A 17952-nucleotide genomic window follows, 5' to 3' on the forward strand; every position below is an offset into this window, starting at 1 on the left:
TTCTTCTGGTTGTTCTTCTCCTTGGTTGCAGGGCTTCGATGTAAGGTCCTTGACATGCACATACGAGGAAGCTTTATTGCAGAAATTAGTAGAGTTCCAGGTTTCTCAGGCCAAAACTAAAGGAGCGGGGACCTGACCATTTTTCTTGGGTGCTTGCGTACAGGCAAATACAGGCACTTCTGCAACGGGGTATTACCAGATGGATCTGTGCAATCCGGAGACCAGTGGTTCTTTTGATAAACATTGGCGGTATTTTATTGATACCGGCGACAGCAATATCGCGCAGATACGCGAGGTGATTCTCCGCTCCTGGCAACGATGCTTTAAGAGCGGTGTTGAACCATACGACAGGGACCTGCATGATCGCCTGCAGGGTGATGATCTGGCCAAGGCCCTGCGCCTCCGGGAGGGGCTGATTTCCGTGGCCCATCCCTTCATGGCCGACCTCTATGCCATTGTCAGGGGCAGCGGCTTTGTCGTCGTCCTGACCAACGAGGACGGTTACATCCTTGAATTATTCGGCGATGAAGGGGCGGGAGAGATGCCCCTCACCAGCAACTTCTTTATCGGGGCATCCTGGCATGAAAAGGATGCCGGAACCAATGCCATCGGCACCGCCATTGAAGAACAGAAACCGGTGCAGGTTTCCGGCCCGGAACACTACTGCCGCAAACATCATTGCCTCACCTGTTCCGCCGCGCCGATCTTTGACCCGGATGACCGGCTCATCGGGATTCTCGATATCTCCGGGGCCTACGAAGGCGCCCATCTGCATACTCTCGGCATGGTGGTCGCCGCCGCTAAGGCGATCATCGCCCAGCTGCGGATCAGGATAAAAAACCACCAATTGGCGATGGCCAACCGCAAGCTGGTCAGCTTTTTCAACATGGTCTCCGATGGGGTGCTGATCCTTGACCGGGACGGCACAATTACCGAGCTTAATCCGGCGGCCGAACGTATTATCGGGCGCAACCGGGCAGAGCTTAAAGGGGTTAGGTTTGCCCGGCTGCTTATTGGTGAAGGCCGAGAGAAGCGGGGGGCCATTGACTGGTCGACGGCCAGCCTGGAGAGGGAAATTCATCTCGAAACCGGCAGCGGCCCCTGCCCCTGTCTCGTTTCCGCCGAGCCGATACCCGACGAACAGGAGTCGGTCACCGGCATCTGCATCACCCTGCGGCCCATCAAGGCGGTGCAGCATCTGGTGCACCGCTTCAGCGGCTATTCCGCTTCCCTCCAGTTCGACGACATCATCGGCAAAAGCCGGGAGATGGAAGAGGCGGTCGAGCTTGCCAAGCTCTCGGCGCAAACCGCATCCAACGTGCTGCTGCAGGGGGAATCGGGCACCGGCAAGGAGATTTTTGCCCAGGCCATCCATAACCAGAGCGGCCGCCGCGGTGCGCCGTTCATTCCCCTCAACTGCGGGGCCATCCCGAGAGACCTGGTGGGCAGCGAACTGTTCGGCTACGAGGACGGCGCCTTTACCGGGGCGAGCCGGGGCGGCAAACCCGGCAAGTTCGAGCTGGCCGACGGCGGCACCCTCTTTCTCGACGAGATCGGCGACATGCCGCTGGAGCAACAGGCCGTCCTGTTGCGGGTCATTCAGGAAAAAAGGATGACCCGGATCGGCGGTATCAAGGTCATTCCGGTGGATGTGCGCTTGATCTGCGCCACCCATAAAAATCTGCTTGAGCAGGTCCGCAAGGGGACCTTTCGTCAGGATCTGTATTACCGGCTCAACGTCATGTCGATAACCATCCCGCCCCTGCGTGAAAGGATCCATGATATCCCTCTGCTTTTTCAGCACTTTCTCGATAAACTCTGCCGGGACAGGGGGCACCGGCTGACCGTCGATCGCGACCTGATGCACTACCTCTATGCCTACTCGTGGCCGGGCAATGTACGGGAACTCCAGAATGTCGTGGAACGGGCCAGGAACCTGGCTATCAACGGTCGGGTCAGCGTCCATCAGCTGCCGGGAGAGATAGTCAACCGGCAGCGGGAAACCGCCCCGGAACCCACGGAAATGCTGCCACCGGTAAACCGCCGGCAACGGATATCGCAGCGCAACGAACGCGACAAGCAACAGATCCTCCACCTCCTTGATGTTCATGAGGGCAATGTTACCCAGGTCGCGAGGGAGCTGGGCGTCTCAAGAAAGACCATCTATAATCGCATGACCCGGCTTGCCATAGCCAACTGATCAGCTGTAACCCTGGTGTGTAAAGTGTAGAGGCAGGGTTCCGGATTCCTTTACAGGTCATTCACAGAAGCTTCACAGGAGTATTTTCGCCGATTGCTGCTTTTTGTCGTAGTGTTTAGTGCGTAACGTCACGAATTCATCCGTATTGTTTGTTGTTGCGAAAACAGCTGCATACCCTGGTACGTTCTTTGCCTCATCCCATTCTACGGTGCACAGTCACACGCCCTCCCAAGGCATGACGAGGGGGCGGCTCGCAGGCAAATTTTATACGGAGGATTGGCGAATGATCAAAAAAGAGTTTGTTGTCAATGGTATCCCCAGGCGACTGGTGGTAGACGGGGAAGACAGCCTGGCCAATGTGTTGCGGGCCAACCTCGGCCTCACCGGCACCAAGGTGGGATGCGGCGAGGGCCAGTGCGGGGCCTGCAGCGTCCTGGTCGACGGCAAGGTGACCCGCTCCTGCGCCACCAAGATGCGGCGGTTGGCCGACGGTGCCAAGATTACCACCATCGAAGGCATTGGTACCCCGGACAACCTGCATCCCCTGCAGATGGCCTGGATGGCCCATGGCGGTGCTCAATGCGGCTTCTGCAGCCCGGGCTTTATCGTCTCGGCCAAGGGCCTGCTCGACGGCAATCCAAAGCCCAGCCGCGACGATGTTCGTGACTGGTTCCAGAAGCATCGTAACGCCTGCCGCTGCACTGGCTACAAACCGCTGGTCGATGCGACCATGGATGCAGCCAAGGTGCTGCGCGGCGAGATGAGTATCGATGAACTGGCCTTCAAGATCCCCGCCGACGGCCGGATCTGGGGCACCAAGTTCCCCCGTCCATCGGCCCTTGCCAAGGTCACCGGCACCTGCGATTACGGCGCCGACCTCGGTTTGAAACTTCCCGAAGAAACCCTGCAGCTCGCCCTGGTGCAGGCAAAAGTCTCCCATGCCAAGATCAAATCCATCGACACCAGTGAAGCAGGTCTCATGCCCGGCGTCTTCAAGATCATTACCCACAAGGACATCAAGGGCAAAAACCGCATCACCGGCCTGATCACCTTCCCGACCAACAAGGGCGACGGCTGGGACCGGCCGATCCTCTGCGACGAGAAGGTCTTCCAGTTCGGTGACGCCATTGCCATCGTCTGCGCCGCCACCAAGAAGCAGGCGGAAGCGGCGGCGGCCAAGGTCAAGGTCGAGCTGGAGGAGCTGCCCGCCTATATGAGTGCCCTCGCCGCCATGGCCGAGGACGCCATCGAGATCCATCCGGGCACCCCCAACGTCTATTTTGAACAGCGCATCGCCAAGGGCGAGGAGACCGCGAAGGTCTTTGCGGCGGCGGATGTGGTGGTGGAGGACGATTTCTATGTCGGCCGTCAACCGCACATGCCGATTGAGCCGGATGTCGGTTTTGCCTATATCAACGACGACGGCAAGCTGGTCATCCATTCCAAATCGATCGGCCTGCACCTGCATCTGTATATGATCGCGCCCGGCCTGGGCGTCGAGCCGGAGAATCTGGTCATGGTGCAGAATCCCGCCGGTGGCACCTTTGGCTACAAGTTCAGCCCGACCATGGAGGCCCTGGTGGGTGCCGCGGCCCTGGCCACCGGCCGGCCGGTCTTCCTCGGCTACAATTACTTCCAGCAGCAGACCTACACCGGTAAGCGTTCGCCGTTCTTTATCAACCTGAAATTGGCGGCAACCAAAGACGGCAAGCTGCTCGGCATGGAATCCGATTGGTCGGTCGACCATGGGCCCTATTCGGAATTCGGTGATCTGCTGACCCTGCGCGGTGCCCAGTTCATCGGTTCCGGCTACGATATCGCCAATATCCGCGGCATCGGCCGCACCGTCTGCACCAACCATGCCTGGGGCTCGGCCTTCCGGGCCTATGGTTCACCCCAGTCGGAGTTCGCCTCCGAGGTGCTGATGGACGAGCTGGCGGAAAAACTCGGCATCGATCCACTGGAACTGCGCTACAAGAACGTCTACCGCAAGGGTGAAACCACCCCGACCGGCCAGGTTCCCGAGGTCCTCAGCCTGGAGGAGCTGATCGATACCCTTCGGCCTAAATACCAGGCAGCCCTGAAAAATGCCAAAGAGGCCTCCACTGCAGCGGTCAAACGCGGCGTCGGTGTCGCCCTTGGTGTCTACGGCAGCGGCCTCGACGGCCCGGACAGCGCCGAAGCCGATGCCGAATTGAACAGCGACGGCACGATATCGATCTTCACCACCTGGCACGATCACGGCCAGGGTGCGGACATGGGAGCCCTGGCTACCGCCCAGGAGGCCCTGCATCCGATGGGCATCGCCCCGGATAAGATCAAGCTTTACCTTAACGACACCTCGATCTGTCCAAACGGCGGTCCGGCCGGCGGCAGCCGCTCCCAGGTGGTAGTAGGGCAGGCGATCAAGGCTGCCTGCGATAGTCTTGTTGGCGGCATGAAAAAGGCCTCCGGCTACCGCAGCTTTGCCGAAATGGTCGCCGAAAAAATCCCCACCAAGTACCGGGGCAAATGGACCGCCCCTGGCACTGCCTGCGACGAAAACGGCCAAGGTAAGCCCTTCGTCTGCTATATGTACGGCGTCTTTATGGCCGAGGTGGCGGTTGACATCGCAACCGGCGTGACGACCGTGGAGAAGATGACCCTCGTTGCCGATATCGGCAAGATCGCCAACAAGCTGGTGGTTGATGGTCAAATGTACGGCGGTCTGGCCCAGGGCATAGGCCTTGCCCTTACCGAGGATTTCGAGGATATTAAAAAGCATTCCACCATGGTTGGCGCCGGCTTCCCCTATACCAAGCAGATCCCCGACAACATGGAGTTGATTTACGTCGAGTGCCACCGTCCCGATGGTCCCTTCGGCGCCTCGGGTGTCGGCGAACTGCCGCTGACCTGTCCGCATGCGGCGATCATCAACGGCATCTATAACGCCTGCGGGGTCCGCATTACCCGGCTGCCGGCCTTGCCTGAGAAGGTGTTGGCCGGCTTGAAGAAGTAAGAGCCTCATGCAAAATGGTTTTTTCGCCCAACCTCTGCGTTATGCTCAAAATTTTATCCTCGGAATATTAACCATATGCCTGCGGAAAAATTTTGAGCATGCCTTGATCTTGAATGAAAAACCTGATTTTGCAAAAGGCCCATAGAGCAACGACCCTCCGGGCAAGCCAGCATCGTCCGGAGGGCCATATTTTTTCATTTCATCTCCGCTAAGCGAAAAAGGCCATGGAGCAACAAGAACTGCGTGATTGGGAGGCCCGGTGTATCCAGGAAGAGCCGCCGGCCTGCCGGGCTGGCTGCCCGCTTTCTGTTGATGCCCGGGCCTTTACCCTGGCCATGGCAGGGGACGATATCCCCGGCGCCAGGGCCATTCTTGAAAAAAGCATGCCCCTTGCCGGCATCGTCGCCCGTCTGTGTGAGGCCCCCTGCGAAAATTTTTGTGTGCGAGGTCCCCTTGGCGGTCCGCTCGCCATTGGTGGCCTTGAGCGGGTCTGTGTGGCGGGGGCACCGGTTAAGGGGAAAGTCTTCCGCCTGCCGCCCCGGAATAAGAAAGTGACCGTCATCGGCGGTGGGCCGAGCAGCCTGACCGTGGCCTTTGATCTCGCTAAGAAAGGCTATGCCATTGCCCTTTACCACCAAGATCCAACTCCGGGAGGATGGCTGGGCAGTTTGCCCGAGGCAGTGTTGCCCGCCGCAGTTTTGGAAGAGGAATTGAAAAGGCTCGTCGGCCTGGGTGTGGAGTTTTACCAGGTTGCCGATCGGGATGCCATACACGGTGCCGGTGACGCCACCTATATCGGCCAGGATGACAGTCTTACTGCGGGACATAGGGTCGATCTCACTGATCCTGACCTGCAGACCTTTGCCCTTGCCGAGCCGGGGCTTTTCACCGGCGGCCTGAGTGCCCTTGACCATCCTTACCGCTTTATCACCGACGTGTCTCAGGGGCGGGAGGCGGCCGTCTCCATCGACCGCTATCTGCAGGGGGCATCGCTTACCGCCAGCAGGGTGGCCTTGCGGCACGGGCACACCGAGCTTTTTACCGAGACGAAGGATGTTGCCATCCGCGAGCGGGTAGTACCTGCTGATCCCGGCGGTTTCAGCCGGGAGGAGGCGGTGCGGGAGGCCGGACGGTGCATCAACTGCCAGTGTCTCGAATGCGTCCGCCACTGCGCCTATCTGGCGGAATATAAGGCCTATCCCAAGACCTACGCGCGACGCGTCTATAACAACTCAGCCATCGTCAAGGGCATCCATCAGGCCAATCATTTTATCAACAGCTGCTCGCTTTGCGGGCAATGCGAGACCATCTGTCCGAAGGATTTCTCGATGGCTGATCTTTGCCTGGAGGCCCGGCAGCAGATGGTCCGGGAAAACCGTATGCCTGCCTCGGCCCACTGGTTTGCTCTGGAAGAGATGCGCGCCGCCACCGGCGAAACGGCTCTGGCCCGCCACGCCCCGGGACAGACGGTAAGCTCCGCGATGCTCTTTCCCGGTTGCCAGCTGGCCGGAATCCGGCCGGAGCAGACACTGCGCCTTTATGAGCGAATGCTTGAGCTGGAACCGGCCACCGGTATATGGCTCGACTGCTGTGGGGCTCCTGGCCATTGGGCTGGAAGAACAGAGGAATTCTCGGCAATGACGACACGGCTGGAGGAAATCTGGGTGACCATGGGGCGCCCGAAGATCCTGATGGCCTGTTCTACCTGTCTGAAGATATTCCGGGAACATTTGCCGCAGATTGAGGTGGCATCGGTTTGGACAATGTTGGCACAGAAACCGGTTGCGGGTGCTGCGGTTTTCCCGGCCCTGGCGCTCTCCGACCCCTGTACGTCGAGGCACGACGAGGAAACCAGGAGTGCCGTTCGCAGCCTCCTTGCCGCCACCGGCCAAGCTCTTGCCCCTCTGCCGATGTCCGGGGCAATGACTGAGTGCTGCGGCTTTGGCGGGCTGATGGAGGGTGCCGCCCCGGCCACCGCCAAAAAAGTCCGCGAGGCACGGGTAGCTGAGTCTGACGAGGTCTTTCTCACCTACTGCGCCATGTGTCGGGATCAGCTGGCAAAAACCGGCAGACCGGTGCTGCATCTGCTCGATATCCTCTTTGCCGATACGGCCCATCCGGCGGGCGAGGCCCCGGCCTCCATCTCGGCCCGCCGGGCCAACAGGCGGATGCTCAAGGCAGAGGTGCTGTCCAGATATCCCGAGGCGGAAGGTCAAGAACAACCGCCCTGGCTGTCCCTCAACCTCGACATTACCAATGAGGTGGCAGCCCTTCTTGAAGAACGGCGCATCCTTGAAGATGACATCCGTCAAGTGCTCTATAAGAGTAACGAGCGGGGAGCATATTTTGCCCATGGCGCCAGCGACCGGCGGATCGCCTCGGCCCGCCTTGGCGAGGTGACCTTCTGGGTCGAATACAAGCTGGTGGCAGAGGTGTACCACATCGACCGCTGCTGGAGCCATCGCATGGTGATACGCGGGGGAGGGGAAAGGGCATGAGTCTTAGATTTCTACCGACCGATATGAACTGGATCTGTCAGCCCTGCGGGATACCATTGCAGCCCGGCATGGTCGAACTGCAGTATATGGACAATGTCTTTAAGGTCGAATTGCCGGTGTGTCCCAGGTGTTCGGCGGTGCTCATTGCCGAGGATCTGGCCCTTGGGCGGATTCTTGAAGTAGAGCAGCTCCTCGAAGACAAATGAAACCGTTGTATCTCGCCACCGCCGTTCGGGAAGGTCTGGGCGCTTCTCTGCGACCGGGAGGCGATACTCTCACCAGACGGATTCTTCAGCTTACATCGCCGGCAATGGCCAGTACTGTCCTTGATGCCGGCTGTGGACTCGGCACAAGCATGCGGCTTCTGCGGCAATACGGTATCCGTACCGTCATCGGTCTTGATCTTGAGGCGGAATTCCTGGGCGAGGCCCGCCTGGGTAATTTTCCGGTGGCCAGGGCTGATCTGCAAAATCTGCCTTTGACGGATGCATGCCTTGATATGCTCCTCTGCGAATGCGTCTGGAATCTCACCGATCGCCACCGGACCCTGGGCGAATTTGCCCGAACGCTACGGCCGGGTGGATATCTCGCCCTCACCGATATCTTTGCCAGGTCCCAGGTAAATAGTGAAGACAGCGTGGCATGGCCGGTACCCTGCTGTTTTTCCGGGGCCACCGGTCTCCCTGCGGTGGCGGAAATGGTCGGTGCCGCCGGTTTTGAAATCCTTGTCCTGGAGGACCATAGCCGGTTACTCACCCACACCGCCGCCGAGTTTGTTTTTGCCCACGGTTCCCTGCAGGCATTCTGGCAGGCGGTAACCGGAGACGCAGGCCAGGCCTCTGCTGCCTGTGCGGCGAGCGCCGCCACCCGTCCCGGTCTTTTTCTACTTATTGCTAAAAGGAGCAGGTCATGAACGAGATGCAACTGGATATCTTGCGACTGAAGAATCAAGGCTTTTGCTGCAGCCAGATCATGATGCATATGGCATTGGACATCCAGGGCAGTGAAAACCCCGGACTGCTGCGGGCCATGACCGGTTTGTGCAAGGGTTCCCTGTCCCAAAGAGGCACCTGCGGTGTGTTCACTGGAGCCGCCTGTATTCTCGGGCTCTATGCCGGTAAAGGCCTGGCTGATGACGAGGCGGATGAACGATTGCCGCTGATGCTGGCGGCCCTGGAACAGTGGTTCGAGGGCGTTGTGGTCGGTAAATTCGGCGGTAGCAAGTGCGCCGATATCGTCGATGATTTCAAGCCGGATATGGCCATTTGCGGCAAGCTTATCGAGGAGTGTTTCGGGCAAACCATGGCTATTCTTGTGGAAAACGGTTTTGATCCGGCCGATTCGAGAAATGACTGAAATTCTTGGCGAGGTCGAAAGCGTCTGCCCGGAATGTCTCCGTCGTCTCAGCGGACGGCTGGTAGGCGATGGAGACCGGGTACGATTGGAAAAGTCCTGTCCCGACCACGGTCCGTTTTCAGCGACCCTATGGCGCGGAAAGCCGTCCTTTTCCAGCTGGGTCCGGCCCAAGATACCTTTTTCCGGCGGTAACCGCGTACCGGCAGCCAGGGGCTGTCCGTACGACTGTGGCCTGTGCGAGGCCCACGGTCAGCGGACCTGCACCGTTCTCGTGGAAATCACCTCGCGCTGCAACCTGCATTGTCCGGTCTGTTTCGCAGATAGCGGCGACTCCGGCCCGGACCCCGACCTGGCGACGCTTACCAGGATGTTTAAAGAGATCATCGACCAGACCGGCGGCTGCAATCTGCAACTCTCCGGCGGTGAGCCGACCGTCCTCCCAGACCTGCCGGAGATTGTCGCAGCGGCGAGAAAGGCCGGTTTCACCTTTATCCAGCTCAACAGTAACGGCCTTGCCCTGGCAAGCGACCGAGGACTCGCAGGAAGGCTGCGCGATGCCGGGCTCTCTTCGGTCTTTCTGCAGTTTGACGGGCTTGGCGACGAGATCTACACCGCCCTGCGCGGTCGCAGTCTGCTGGCTGAAAAGCTTCGGGCCATCGATGCCCTCTCTGCTGCCGGACTGACCATTGTCCTGGTGCCGACCCTGGTGCGCGGCGTCAATGCCGATACACTCTGGGAGATCGTACGCTTTGGCCTGGCCCGTGAGCCCCATGTGCGCGGTGTCCATTTCCAGCCGATGAGCTATTTCGGGCGCTTCACGGAAACGTTTACCCCCGATCACATCACCCTGCCGGAGATTATGACAGGTCTTGCCGGGCAGAGCGAGGGGCTCCTGAAAACCGACGATTTCCGGCCGCCGGGCTGCGAACATGCCCTCTGCTCATTTTCAGCCAAATACCTGGTGCTGGAGGACAAAAGCCTGCAACGGCTCGGCCAGGCCACCTGCGATTGTACTCCGAGACCCGCCGAAGCCGGGGCGGCTACCGCCATTGCCGTCACGGCCCGGCAGTGGGGGCCGGCCCCAATGCCAGTCGATACCGCGGGCCACCCGCCGGCTGGCGACCTCGATGTCTTTTTGCGCAGGGCCCGCAGCCATACCTTCACGGTCTCGGCCATGGCCTTTCAGGATGCCTGGAGCCTGAACCTTGAGCGGTTGCGGGGCTGCTGTATCCATGTCGCGCAGCCTGGCGGACGCCTCATTCCCTTCTGCAGCTTCAACCTGACCGCCCGGGATGGACGGTCCCTGCACCGGCCTCGCCGACAATCACCGGCAAAAAAAATTACCCCGGTGGACGGTCTGGTCGCCACCCGCTTGGGCCTGAACGGGCCGCTTCGCCGTGAGCAACTGGAAAGTGCCCAGCTGGATAGCCTGCGCCGAACCCTGCGCCATGTCCAGGCAAATAGTCCCTTTTACCGGGAGCGCCTGGCGGGATTTGTCCCGGAAGAGCTGAGGAGCCTTGCCGACCTGGCCCGGATACCGCTGTTGACGGCAGGCGACATCGCAGGCCAGGCCCATCGGCTGCTCTCGGTCTCGCAAAGCCAGGTGAAACGTGTTATTACCATGCAGACCTCGGGGAGTACCGGAGTGCCTAAACGTGTATCCTTTACGGCCGAGGATCTGCTTGCCACCAGGGAGTTTTTTCTCCACGGCATGCACAGCCTGATGGGCGATGACGACCGGGTGCTGGTGCTGCTGCCCTTCGTCCAACCGGACAGTGTCGGCGACCTCCTCCTCCGGGCCCTTCAGGATGGCGGGATCGCCGCCCAAGGACTGTGGCCGCCGCAGCCTTTGGCGACGGTGGCCGAGATTATTGATGAAAGAAAGCTGAACTGCCTCGTCGGCCTGCCCCAGCACCTGCTCGCCGTCGCCCACCATATCGGCCATGGCCTGGTGAAATCGATGCTGCTCTGTTCCGATTACGCCGCTCCGGCCCTGCGCCGCCGCATTGAGGCGGTCTGCGGCTGCCGGACCTTTCTGCATTACGGGGCGACGGAATCAGGCCTTGGCGGCGCGGTGGAATGCTTCGTGCATAAGGGTTGCCATATCCGCGAATCGGAGTTGCTGGTGGAGATCATCGATCCGGGCACCGGCGAGGTTATGCCTGATGGTCGGGTCGGCGAGGTGGTGATAACCACCCTTGGCCGGGAGGCCATGCCGCTCATCCGCTACCGGACCGGCGATATGGCGAGCCTTGACCGCTCCCCCTGCCGCTGCGGCGGGACAACAGCCCGGCTGGACCATATCCGCGGCCGTCTTGCCGGCAGCCGGCTGGCGGGTGGCCTGCTGCTCAGCCAGGATGTGGACGATCTGCTGTTTGAGATCCCGGGCTTGCTTGATTACCGGGTCAGCCTGGAGCGAGCGAATCCGGATCGGCTCCTGGTCGATTATGTCGCCACGGCTGCCACAGTCAATTTCGAAGAGGAAATCCGCCGGATGCTTCTGCAGATTCCGGCGATAAGCGATAGTTGTACCAATAAGAAACTTCTGATCGGGATGATTCGCCGGGTGAACGGTTTTGCCGCCACCCATACGGTTAAACGCACCATCCTTGATCAACGCGCGACGGGAGAACAGCATGCAGCAGATTCTTGATACGCTCATCAATACCCTGGTGAAGGGACAATCTGTGGTGCTCTGCGCCATTACCCACAACCTCGGCTCGGCACCCCGAACCTCCGGTGCCCGGATGCTGGTTTTGGCCGACGGCACCACCTACGGCAGTGTCGGCGGCGGTGCCGTCGAAGGGACCTGTCAGGCGAAGGCCAGGGAGCTTCTGCGTGGCGGACCGGCCTTTGCCGAACTGGACTTTCAACTGAACGCCACCTCCGCCGCCGAACAGGGCATGGTCTGCGGCGGTTCGGTGGCAATTCTGCTGCATGTAGTCGATCCCGAGTCGCTGCCCCTGCTGCGCACCCTGCAAAGCGACTATCTCCTTGGCAAACGCCCGCTGCTCCTCACCCTGCTGCCCCATGACAACCAGCCGCCCCGCCTGCTCCTCCTTGGTTCCGGGGAAGGGGATGTGCCGGTGCAGCTGCGGGACGAGCTCCTCCGCAAGAGCAGACGGGCGCCGTTTATCGCCGTCCATGAGGGCCGGGAGGTGTTTGTCGAGCCGCTGGTGCATCCGGGGCGCGTCCACCTGGTGGGCGCCGGACATGTCGCCCTTGCTACGGCAAAAATTGCTGCTTTTGCCGGTTTTGAGGTGGTGGTCATGGATGACCGCCAGAAATTTGCCAATAGCGAACGCTACCCCCAGGCAAGCAAGGTGCGGGTCCTTGAATCTTTTGGCGATTGCATAGGGGACCTCGGGCCCGACGATTATGTGATCATCGTCACCCGCGGTCACCTCCATGACCGGGATGTGCTGGCCCAGGCCCTGCGCACTACCGCCGGCTACATCGGTATGATCGGCAGCCGGAGAAAGCGCGCTGCCGTTTATGAATCGCTGCGGGGTGAAGGTTTTACCGACGACGATCTGGCTCGCGTGCACTGTCCCATCGGTCTTGCCATCGGCGCCGACACCCCGGAGGAGATTGCCCTCAGCATTGTGGCCGAGTTGGTGCAGGTTCGCGCCGGGATGAACGGATGAAACTTTCCGCGGTGATCCTGGCCGCCGGGTATTCGTCGCGGATGAACGGTTTCAAGCCGCTGATGGAGCTTGGCGGGCGGAGCCTGCTTTACCGCTGTGCTGAACTGTTCAACCGGGCGGGGGTGAAGAAGGTGGCGGTGGTCACCGGCCATCGTCACGCCGAGGTCGCCGAGGAGGCGAAGCGCTGCGGTCTCACCTGCCTGCACAACTCCGGCTTCGACCAGGGCATGTATTCGTCGGTACGCCTCGCCGCCGGCCACTTTCTCAGGGTGGACGGCTTGTTCATCCTCCCCGTCGACATCCCGCTGGTCCGGTCGGCGACCATTGCCGCCCTCCTCGCCGCTTTCGACGGCAAAACCCTTGTCACCCCAACCTTTGCCGGAAAAGCCGGCCATCCGCCGCTGCTCCCCGGCCGGCTGCTGAAGCGCATTCTGACCTATGAGGGCAGGGGCGGGCTGCGCGCCCTACTGGAGAAAGAGCCGGGCCGGGAGATAGCCGTCTGGGACCGGGGCATCCTCCTTGATGCCGACACCGCCGAGGACTTTGCCGCCCTTGCGGCGCGCTTCGACCTCCTTGCCCAGGGCGAGAGAGAGGAGGCCATGGAACTTGCCCGGCTGGTCATGCCGGAAAAGGGCGTGGCGCATGGCCTGGCGGTGGCCGAAGTGGCGACGATTCTCGCCCGCGCCCTTAACCGCCATGGGCTGGACCTTGATGAACAGCTCGTCTATAACGCCGCTCTTCTCCACGATCTCGCCAAGGGCCAGGCGCAGCACGAGATCCGCGGCGCTGCTATGCTCAATCGCCTGGGCCTCGACCGGCTCGCCCCCCTCGTCGCCGGCCACCGCGACATCCCCCCTCCCTCCACCGGCCACCTCGGCGAAAAAGAGGTCGTCTGCCTTGCCGACAAGCTGGTCCGCGGCAGCCGACGCGTCCCAATCGAACAGCGCTTTGCCGAAAAGCTCGAACTTTATGCCACCGACCGCGACGCCTGCCGGGCCATCAACGGCCGGCGGCAAAACGCTCTGGCCCTGCAGGAAATGGTCGAGCAACACATCGGCCGACCTCTCGAAGAGATTCTTGCCAACGACCTTGGTTGTTAGATTTCAAACGGGTCAAATAGATCTAGAACTGAATTAAACCACCAATCCGTTTAAGTTCTGACTTCGGTCTTTTGATGGCCTCATTGTCAGTCCTAAGAACCTCGATAGGTTTCATGTTTTTTACCTCTTTTTTGCTTCTGATATTTTGGAAATATGTTACCCTTTGGCATACAATGAATACTGTATACTATCTATCCTCCTGCCAATCTTCTAAAGAAGATTAAGTTTAAAGAAAGCTGGCAACTCAATTGAATTTTTTACATGGTAAGCATTTAATGATCAATCCACCCACATATAACCGCCAAAAATTACTTTTATTTCTACTTGAATACGCTGGCGGTACGCTTAATAAAGTGGATCTTCAGAAACTACTATTTTTGTACTTACAGGAAACAGGCGTAAATTATTATGCTTTCGTACCATATCGTTTCGGTTGTTATTCTTTTGTTGCTGCTGATGATTTGGATTTATTGCAAAAGCGTGGCTGGCTGGAGCAGAACAAAAAAGAACTGAGATTGCGCAACTCAATAGCATCGTTGCCTTGGGTGAAAAATAATTCCGAGCGTACAGTGATTAAGGATTGGTTGAAACAAAAAACTAAAAGGGGTCAAGAACTTGTCCGAGAGGTTTACCGCAAGTACCCATATTATGCCATTAACAGTGAAATAAAAGGACAGCTTCTTGATAAGAAAGAACTAGCATTTGTGAATCAGGCAGGAGTAGTGATTTCCGACCCAAATCAGAAATCAATTTACACAATTGGCTACGAAGGTCTGCATATTGAGGAATATATCAATAGATTAATTCGTAAAGACATTAAACTCCTCTGCGATGTAAGGCAGAACCCATTGAGCCGTAAATACGGTTTTTCTAAACGGAATTTAGCTGCTTTGTTGCCAAAATTTGGTATTGAATACCTTCATCTACCTGGTCTTGGGATTGAGTCGAAAATTCGTAAAGGTCTAACTAACAGTAATGATGTTAATATTCTTTTTGACAATTACAAAAAAAATCTACCGGAACGCCAAAATGAATTGACTAGAATCATCGGAGAATTCAAAAAGCATAAGCGAATTGCTCTTACTTGTTTTGAGAGAGAATCACAAAATTGCCATCGCCACTGTATAAGTGATTTTCTTGCCATTCATAGCAGAATTACAGTGTGCCATTTATGACAGAAAAGATTCTGATCACCGTTAAAACCTACCCAACATTATCAAGAAAATACGCAGAACTTGTGTGTACTGCTGGTATAACAGAAGGTGGAGAATGGCGGCGTCTTTACCCTGTTAGATTTCGTCAGCTTTATGAAGATCAGAAATATAGTAAATACCAATGGGTTGAGGCGAAAATAGAAAAATCCCTAAGTGACAGACGTCCCGAAAGCTACAAAATCATAGAAAACTCCTTGAATCCAATTGGGAAACCGCTATCGACTGATAAATTTTGGAGGGCAAGGCGTGAGGCTTTTTTCAAAAGGGTTGAGGTACATGAAAACTTAGCAATACTAATTGAAAAAGCACATAAAAATGAACTGTCATTGGCAATGTTCCGACCAAACCGCTTTTTGAGATTTGCGACCGAACTAATTGAAAGAGAGTGGGATATAGGAAAACTTGCAGATTTGGAAAAGCAAAAAAAACAATTACACTTATTCAAGGACGAAGAGACAGTAGCTCGCGAGCTTGAAATTGTTAGAAAACTTCCATATAAATTTTCTTATGAGTTTGAAGATTGTTGTGGGAAAAAGAGCAAATTAATGATTGAAGACTGGGAGATTGGTGCTTTGTATTGGCATTGTTTGAAAGATAACGATAATGATGAGCAAATAGCGCTTGAAAAAGTAAAACAAAAGTACTGGGACGATTTCGTTCTGAGTGGGAAACGTGAAATCTCCCTTGTGTTAGGTACTACATTGGAACGCCACAATAAAAAAGCTCCCAACCCCTTTGTTATCATCGGTGTTTATTATCCAACCCTTGAAAGACAATTGAGGTTGTTTTGACGAACAGATGAACATCATTTTAAAATATACTTTATCTCATAATTGGAATCAGGGTAAAATTAAACTTCCACTCTGTTTTGACTCTGCCCCAATTCCCCCCCCTCCTCAGCTCTCTTGTTTAGCTTCAAACTTCATGGTTACAGCTACCTCCGGGCCGATGAATTTGAACTTGCAATCAGGATATTTTCTCTTGAACACATGCAGCATGGCCTGGTTCTCTTTCAATACAATGGCGGTAAAGCCTTTAAAGCCATTTTCCCTCGCCACCATCTCCAACTGACCCAGCATGAGCGAGGCGACTCCTAGGCCCTGAAAATCCTCCCTGACCAGAAAGGCCACCTCGGCGAGAGTCGCATCAACCTCCTGGGCGTATGAGGCGACGGCCATAATCTCCTTGTGGCCTCCCCGCATCACCAGGCCGATCAGGGTCATGTTCTGGTGGTAGTCGACACTTGCCAGTTCGCTCTGGACATCGCGATGTCCAAAGATCTTCCTTTTATAGAAGAAGCGGTGGTAAATGGTCGTTTCCTGCAGCGAATAGAAAAAATTGCGGGAGCTGAACTCATCGGACGGCATGATTGGCCGGATTTCTATGCTTTTGCCGTTTCGCAGCTTGTGGGTATTTTTATAGTCTTCCAGGAAGATCAGGTCCTCACGGCGGGGCGGTATCTGGTCGGAAAAGATATAGTGGCGCTTTTTCGCCTGGTCGATCAGCTCCTCCCGGAATTTCGGGTGGGCGATCTGCGCCATCTCCATGACCCGCTGATAGATGCTCTTGCCTTTAAGCGCCGCCACGCCATACTCGGTGACCACATAATTGACATCGCCGCGGGTGGTGGCCACCCCGGCGCCTTCATTAAGAAAAGGGACGATCCTGGAGATCCGGCCATTCTGGGCGGTAGACGGCAGGGCGATGATGGAAAAGCCGCCCTTGGACATGGCGCTGCCCCGCAAAAAGTCGACCTGATCACCAATGCCGCTGTAGAAGAGGTGGCCCACCGAGTCGGAACAGACCTGACCGGTAAGGTCCGCCTCGAGGGCGGAGCTGATGGAAATGAGCTTGTCGTTCCTGGCGATGACGTTCGGGTCGTTGACATATTCCGACGACCGGAAATAGAAGAGCGGGTTGTCGTCCACATACTCGTAGAGCTCCCTGCTGCCCATACACAAGGAACCGACAACCCGGCCCGGAAGGTGATTTTTCTTCTTGCAGGTAATGACCCCATTCTTCAGCAGCGGCAGGAAGCCGTCGGTGATGACCTGGGTGTGCACCCCGAGATCCTTCTTGCCTGCCAACGACTGCAAAATCCGCCCGGGTAGAGAGCCGAATCCGACCTGCAAGGTGGCACCGTCATCGATCATCTGCGACACATAATAGCCTATGCGTTCGGTGACGCGATCATCGTGGCTCGGATTGGACGGGTATTCAAGGAGCGGTTCTTCGTGGACGACCAGATAGTCAATCTCATTGATATGCACATTGCTGTCGCCGCTGGTTTTTACCATATTGGGATTGACCTGGGCGATAACCAGGGCAGCATTGCTCATGCCTGCGCGGGTTATGTCGACGGAAACGCCCAGGCTGCAGTAGCCATGCTTGTCGGGCGGACTGACCTGAACCAGGGCGACGTCCAGGCCGATCTCCTTGGAATGGAACATCCTTGGTATCTGCGAGAGATAGGCGGGGATATAGTCGATCTTCCCTTCAAAGGCGGCCTTGCGCATCGCCCGGCTGATGAAGAACAGCTTCAGGGAAAAGCGGCTGAGGAAGTTGTCATCCTCGACATATTCGGCGAGGGTGAAAGACAGCATCTGATAGATCAGGATATCGTAAAGACTCTCGGCAGCCACCATTGCATGAATGAGGGCCTGCGGTTCGCCGCATCCTGTGCCGATAAAGACCCTGCTGCCTGTCTTGATTTTTCCAACAGCTTCTTCGGCGGTTACCAGCTTCTGGGGGCAGAGATCGTGCAGGTCCATAGTTCACCTATTTTGGAGGAGATTTGGGGGAGAATAGTAACAACCCGCCCAGCAGATACCAGTCCGGCCCCCCCAGCGGTCGCGACATTTCGCTGATGGAGAGCAGGTTGGCGGTTTGCCGCCACTGGTTAATGCTCTCCATGGCGTATTACTATCAACGCCATTGCA

Annotated in this window: 13 protein-coding genes; 11 read left to right on the forward strand and 2 right to left on the reverse strand. The window is 57.3% G+C overall.

Features of this window, described 5'->3' with window-relative positions; all coding sequences use genetic code 11:
• Positions 1 to 199: 199 nt before the first annotated feature.
• Together OEL83_03760 and OEL83_03765 are read left to right on the forward strand one after the other, a co-directional pair.
• Positions 200 to 2200 (forward strand): sigma-54-dependent Fis family transcriptional regulator, encoded by a 2001-nt coding sequence (locus tag OEL83_03760; GenBank protein ID MDK9706146.1) that lies wholly within the window; start codon positions 200 to 202, stop codon positions 2198 to 2200.
• A gap of 283 nt (positions 2201 to 2483) precedes the next feature.
• On the forward strand, positions 2484 to 5198 hold the full coding sequence (locus tag OEL83_03765) for a molybdopterin-dependent oxidoreductase (GenBank protein ID MDK9706147.1): 2715 nt from the start codon (positions 2484 to 2486) through the stop codon (positions 5196 to 5198).
• A 45-nt stretch (positions 5199 to 5243) separates the two neighbouring features.
• Here the strand turns inward: OEL83_03765 and OEL83_03770 are convergent, their stop codons facing one another.
• Positions 5244 to 5396 (reverse strand): hypothetical protein, encoded by a 153-nt coding sequence (locus tag OEL83_03770; GenBank protein MDK9706148.1) that lies wholly within the window; start codon positions 5394 to 5396, stop codon positions 5244 to 5246.
• A gap of 26 nt (positions 5397 to 5422) precedes the next feature.
• On the opposite strand from OEL83_03770, the gene OEL83_03775 reads away from it, so the two are divergent.
• The 9 genes from OEL83_03775 (at position 5423) to OEL83_03815 (ending at position 15804) form a co-directional block, all read left to right on the forward strand.
• Positions 5423 to 7696: a heterodisulfide reductase-related iron-sulfur binding cluster gene (locus tag OEL83_03775; protein ID MDK9706149.1), complete on the forward strand. Its 2274-nt coding sequence runs from the start codon at positions 5423 to 5425 to the stop codon at positions 7694 to 7696.
• Positions 7693 to 7902, forward strand: coding sequence for a DNA-binding protein (locus OEL83_03780; protein ID MDK9706150.1), 210 nt, complete (start codon positions 7693 to 7695; stop codon positions 7900 to 7902). Before OEL83_03775 ends, OEL83_03780 begins: the two co-directional genes overlap by 4 nt.
• The gene (locus OEL83_03785) at positions 7899 to 8609 is read left to right on the forward strand and encodes a class I SAM-dependent methyltransferase (protein ID MDK9706151.1); all 711 of its coding nucleotides are present in this window, start codon (positions 7899 to 7901) and stop codon (positions 8607 to 8609) included. The genes OEL83_03780 and OEL83_03785 overlap by 4 nt, the downstream gene beginning before the upstream one ends.
• Positions 8606 to 9052 carry a C-GCAxxG-C-C family protein gene (locus OEL83_03790; GenBank protein MDK9706152.1) on the forward strand — a complete coding sequence of 149 codons (447 nt, stop codon included), beginning with the start codon at positions 8606 to 8608 and terminating at the stop codon, positions 9050 to 9052. Before OEL83_03785 ends, OEL83_03790 begins: the two co-directional genes overlap by 4 nt.
• On the forward strand, positions 9045 to 11705 hold the full coding sequence (locus tag OEL83_03795; protein ID MDK9706153.1) for a radical SAM protein: 2661 nt from the start codon (positions 9045 to 9047) through the stop codon (positions 11703 to 11705). The genes OEL83_03790 and OEL83_03795 overlap by 8 nt, the downstream gene beginning before the upstream one ends.
• Positions 11689 to 12699, forward strand: a complete 1011-nt coding sequence (locus OEL83_03800) for an XdhC family protein (GenBank protein MDK9706154.1) — start codon at positions 11689 to 11691, stop codon at positions 12697 to 12699. Before OEL83_03795 ends, OEL83_03800 begins: the two co-directional genes overlap by 17 nt.
• Positions 12696 to 13799 (forward strand): NTP transferase domain-containing protein, encoded by a 1104-nt coding sequence (locus OEL83_03805; GenBank protein ID MDK9706155.1) that lies wholly within the window; start codon positions 12696 to 12698, stop codon positions 13797 to 13799. The genes OEL83_03800 and OEL83_03805 overlap by 4 nt, the downstream gene beginning before the upstream one ends.
• A gap of 275 nt (positions 13800 to 14074) precedes the next feature.
• Entirely contained in the window at positions 14075 to 14974 is a 900-nt protein-coding gene (locus OEL83_03810; protein MDK9706156.1) for a DUF488 domain-containing protein, read from the forward strand.
• Positions 14971 to 15804, forward strand: coding sequence for a hypothetical protein (locus tag OEL83_03815; GenBank protein ID MDK9706157.1), 834 nt, complete (start codon positions 14971 to 14973; stop codon positions 15802 to 15804). The genes OEL83_03810 and OEL83_03815 overlap by 4 nt, the downstream gene beginning before the upstream one ends.
• Before the next feature lie 105 nt (positions 15805 to 15909).
• Here the strand turns inward: OEL83_03815 and OEL83_03820 are convergent, their stop codons facing one another.
• Positions 15910 to 17784, reverse strand: a complete 1875-nt coding sequence (locus tag OEL83_03820; protein ID MDK9706158.1) for a GNAT family N-acetyltransferase — start codon at positions 17782 to 17784, stop codon at positions 15910 to 15912.
• Positions 17785 to 17952: the final 168 nt, after the last annotated feature.

It is taken from the genome of Desulforhopalus sp., assembly GCA_030247675.1.
Taxonomy (GTDB): domain Bacteria; phylum Desulfobacterota; class Desulfobulbia; order Desulfobulbales; family Desulfocapsaceae; genus Desulforhopalus_A.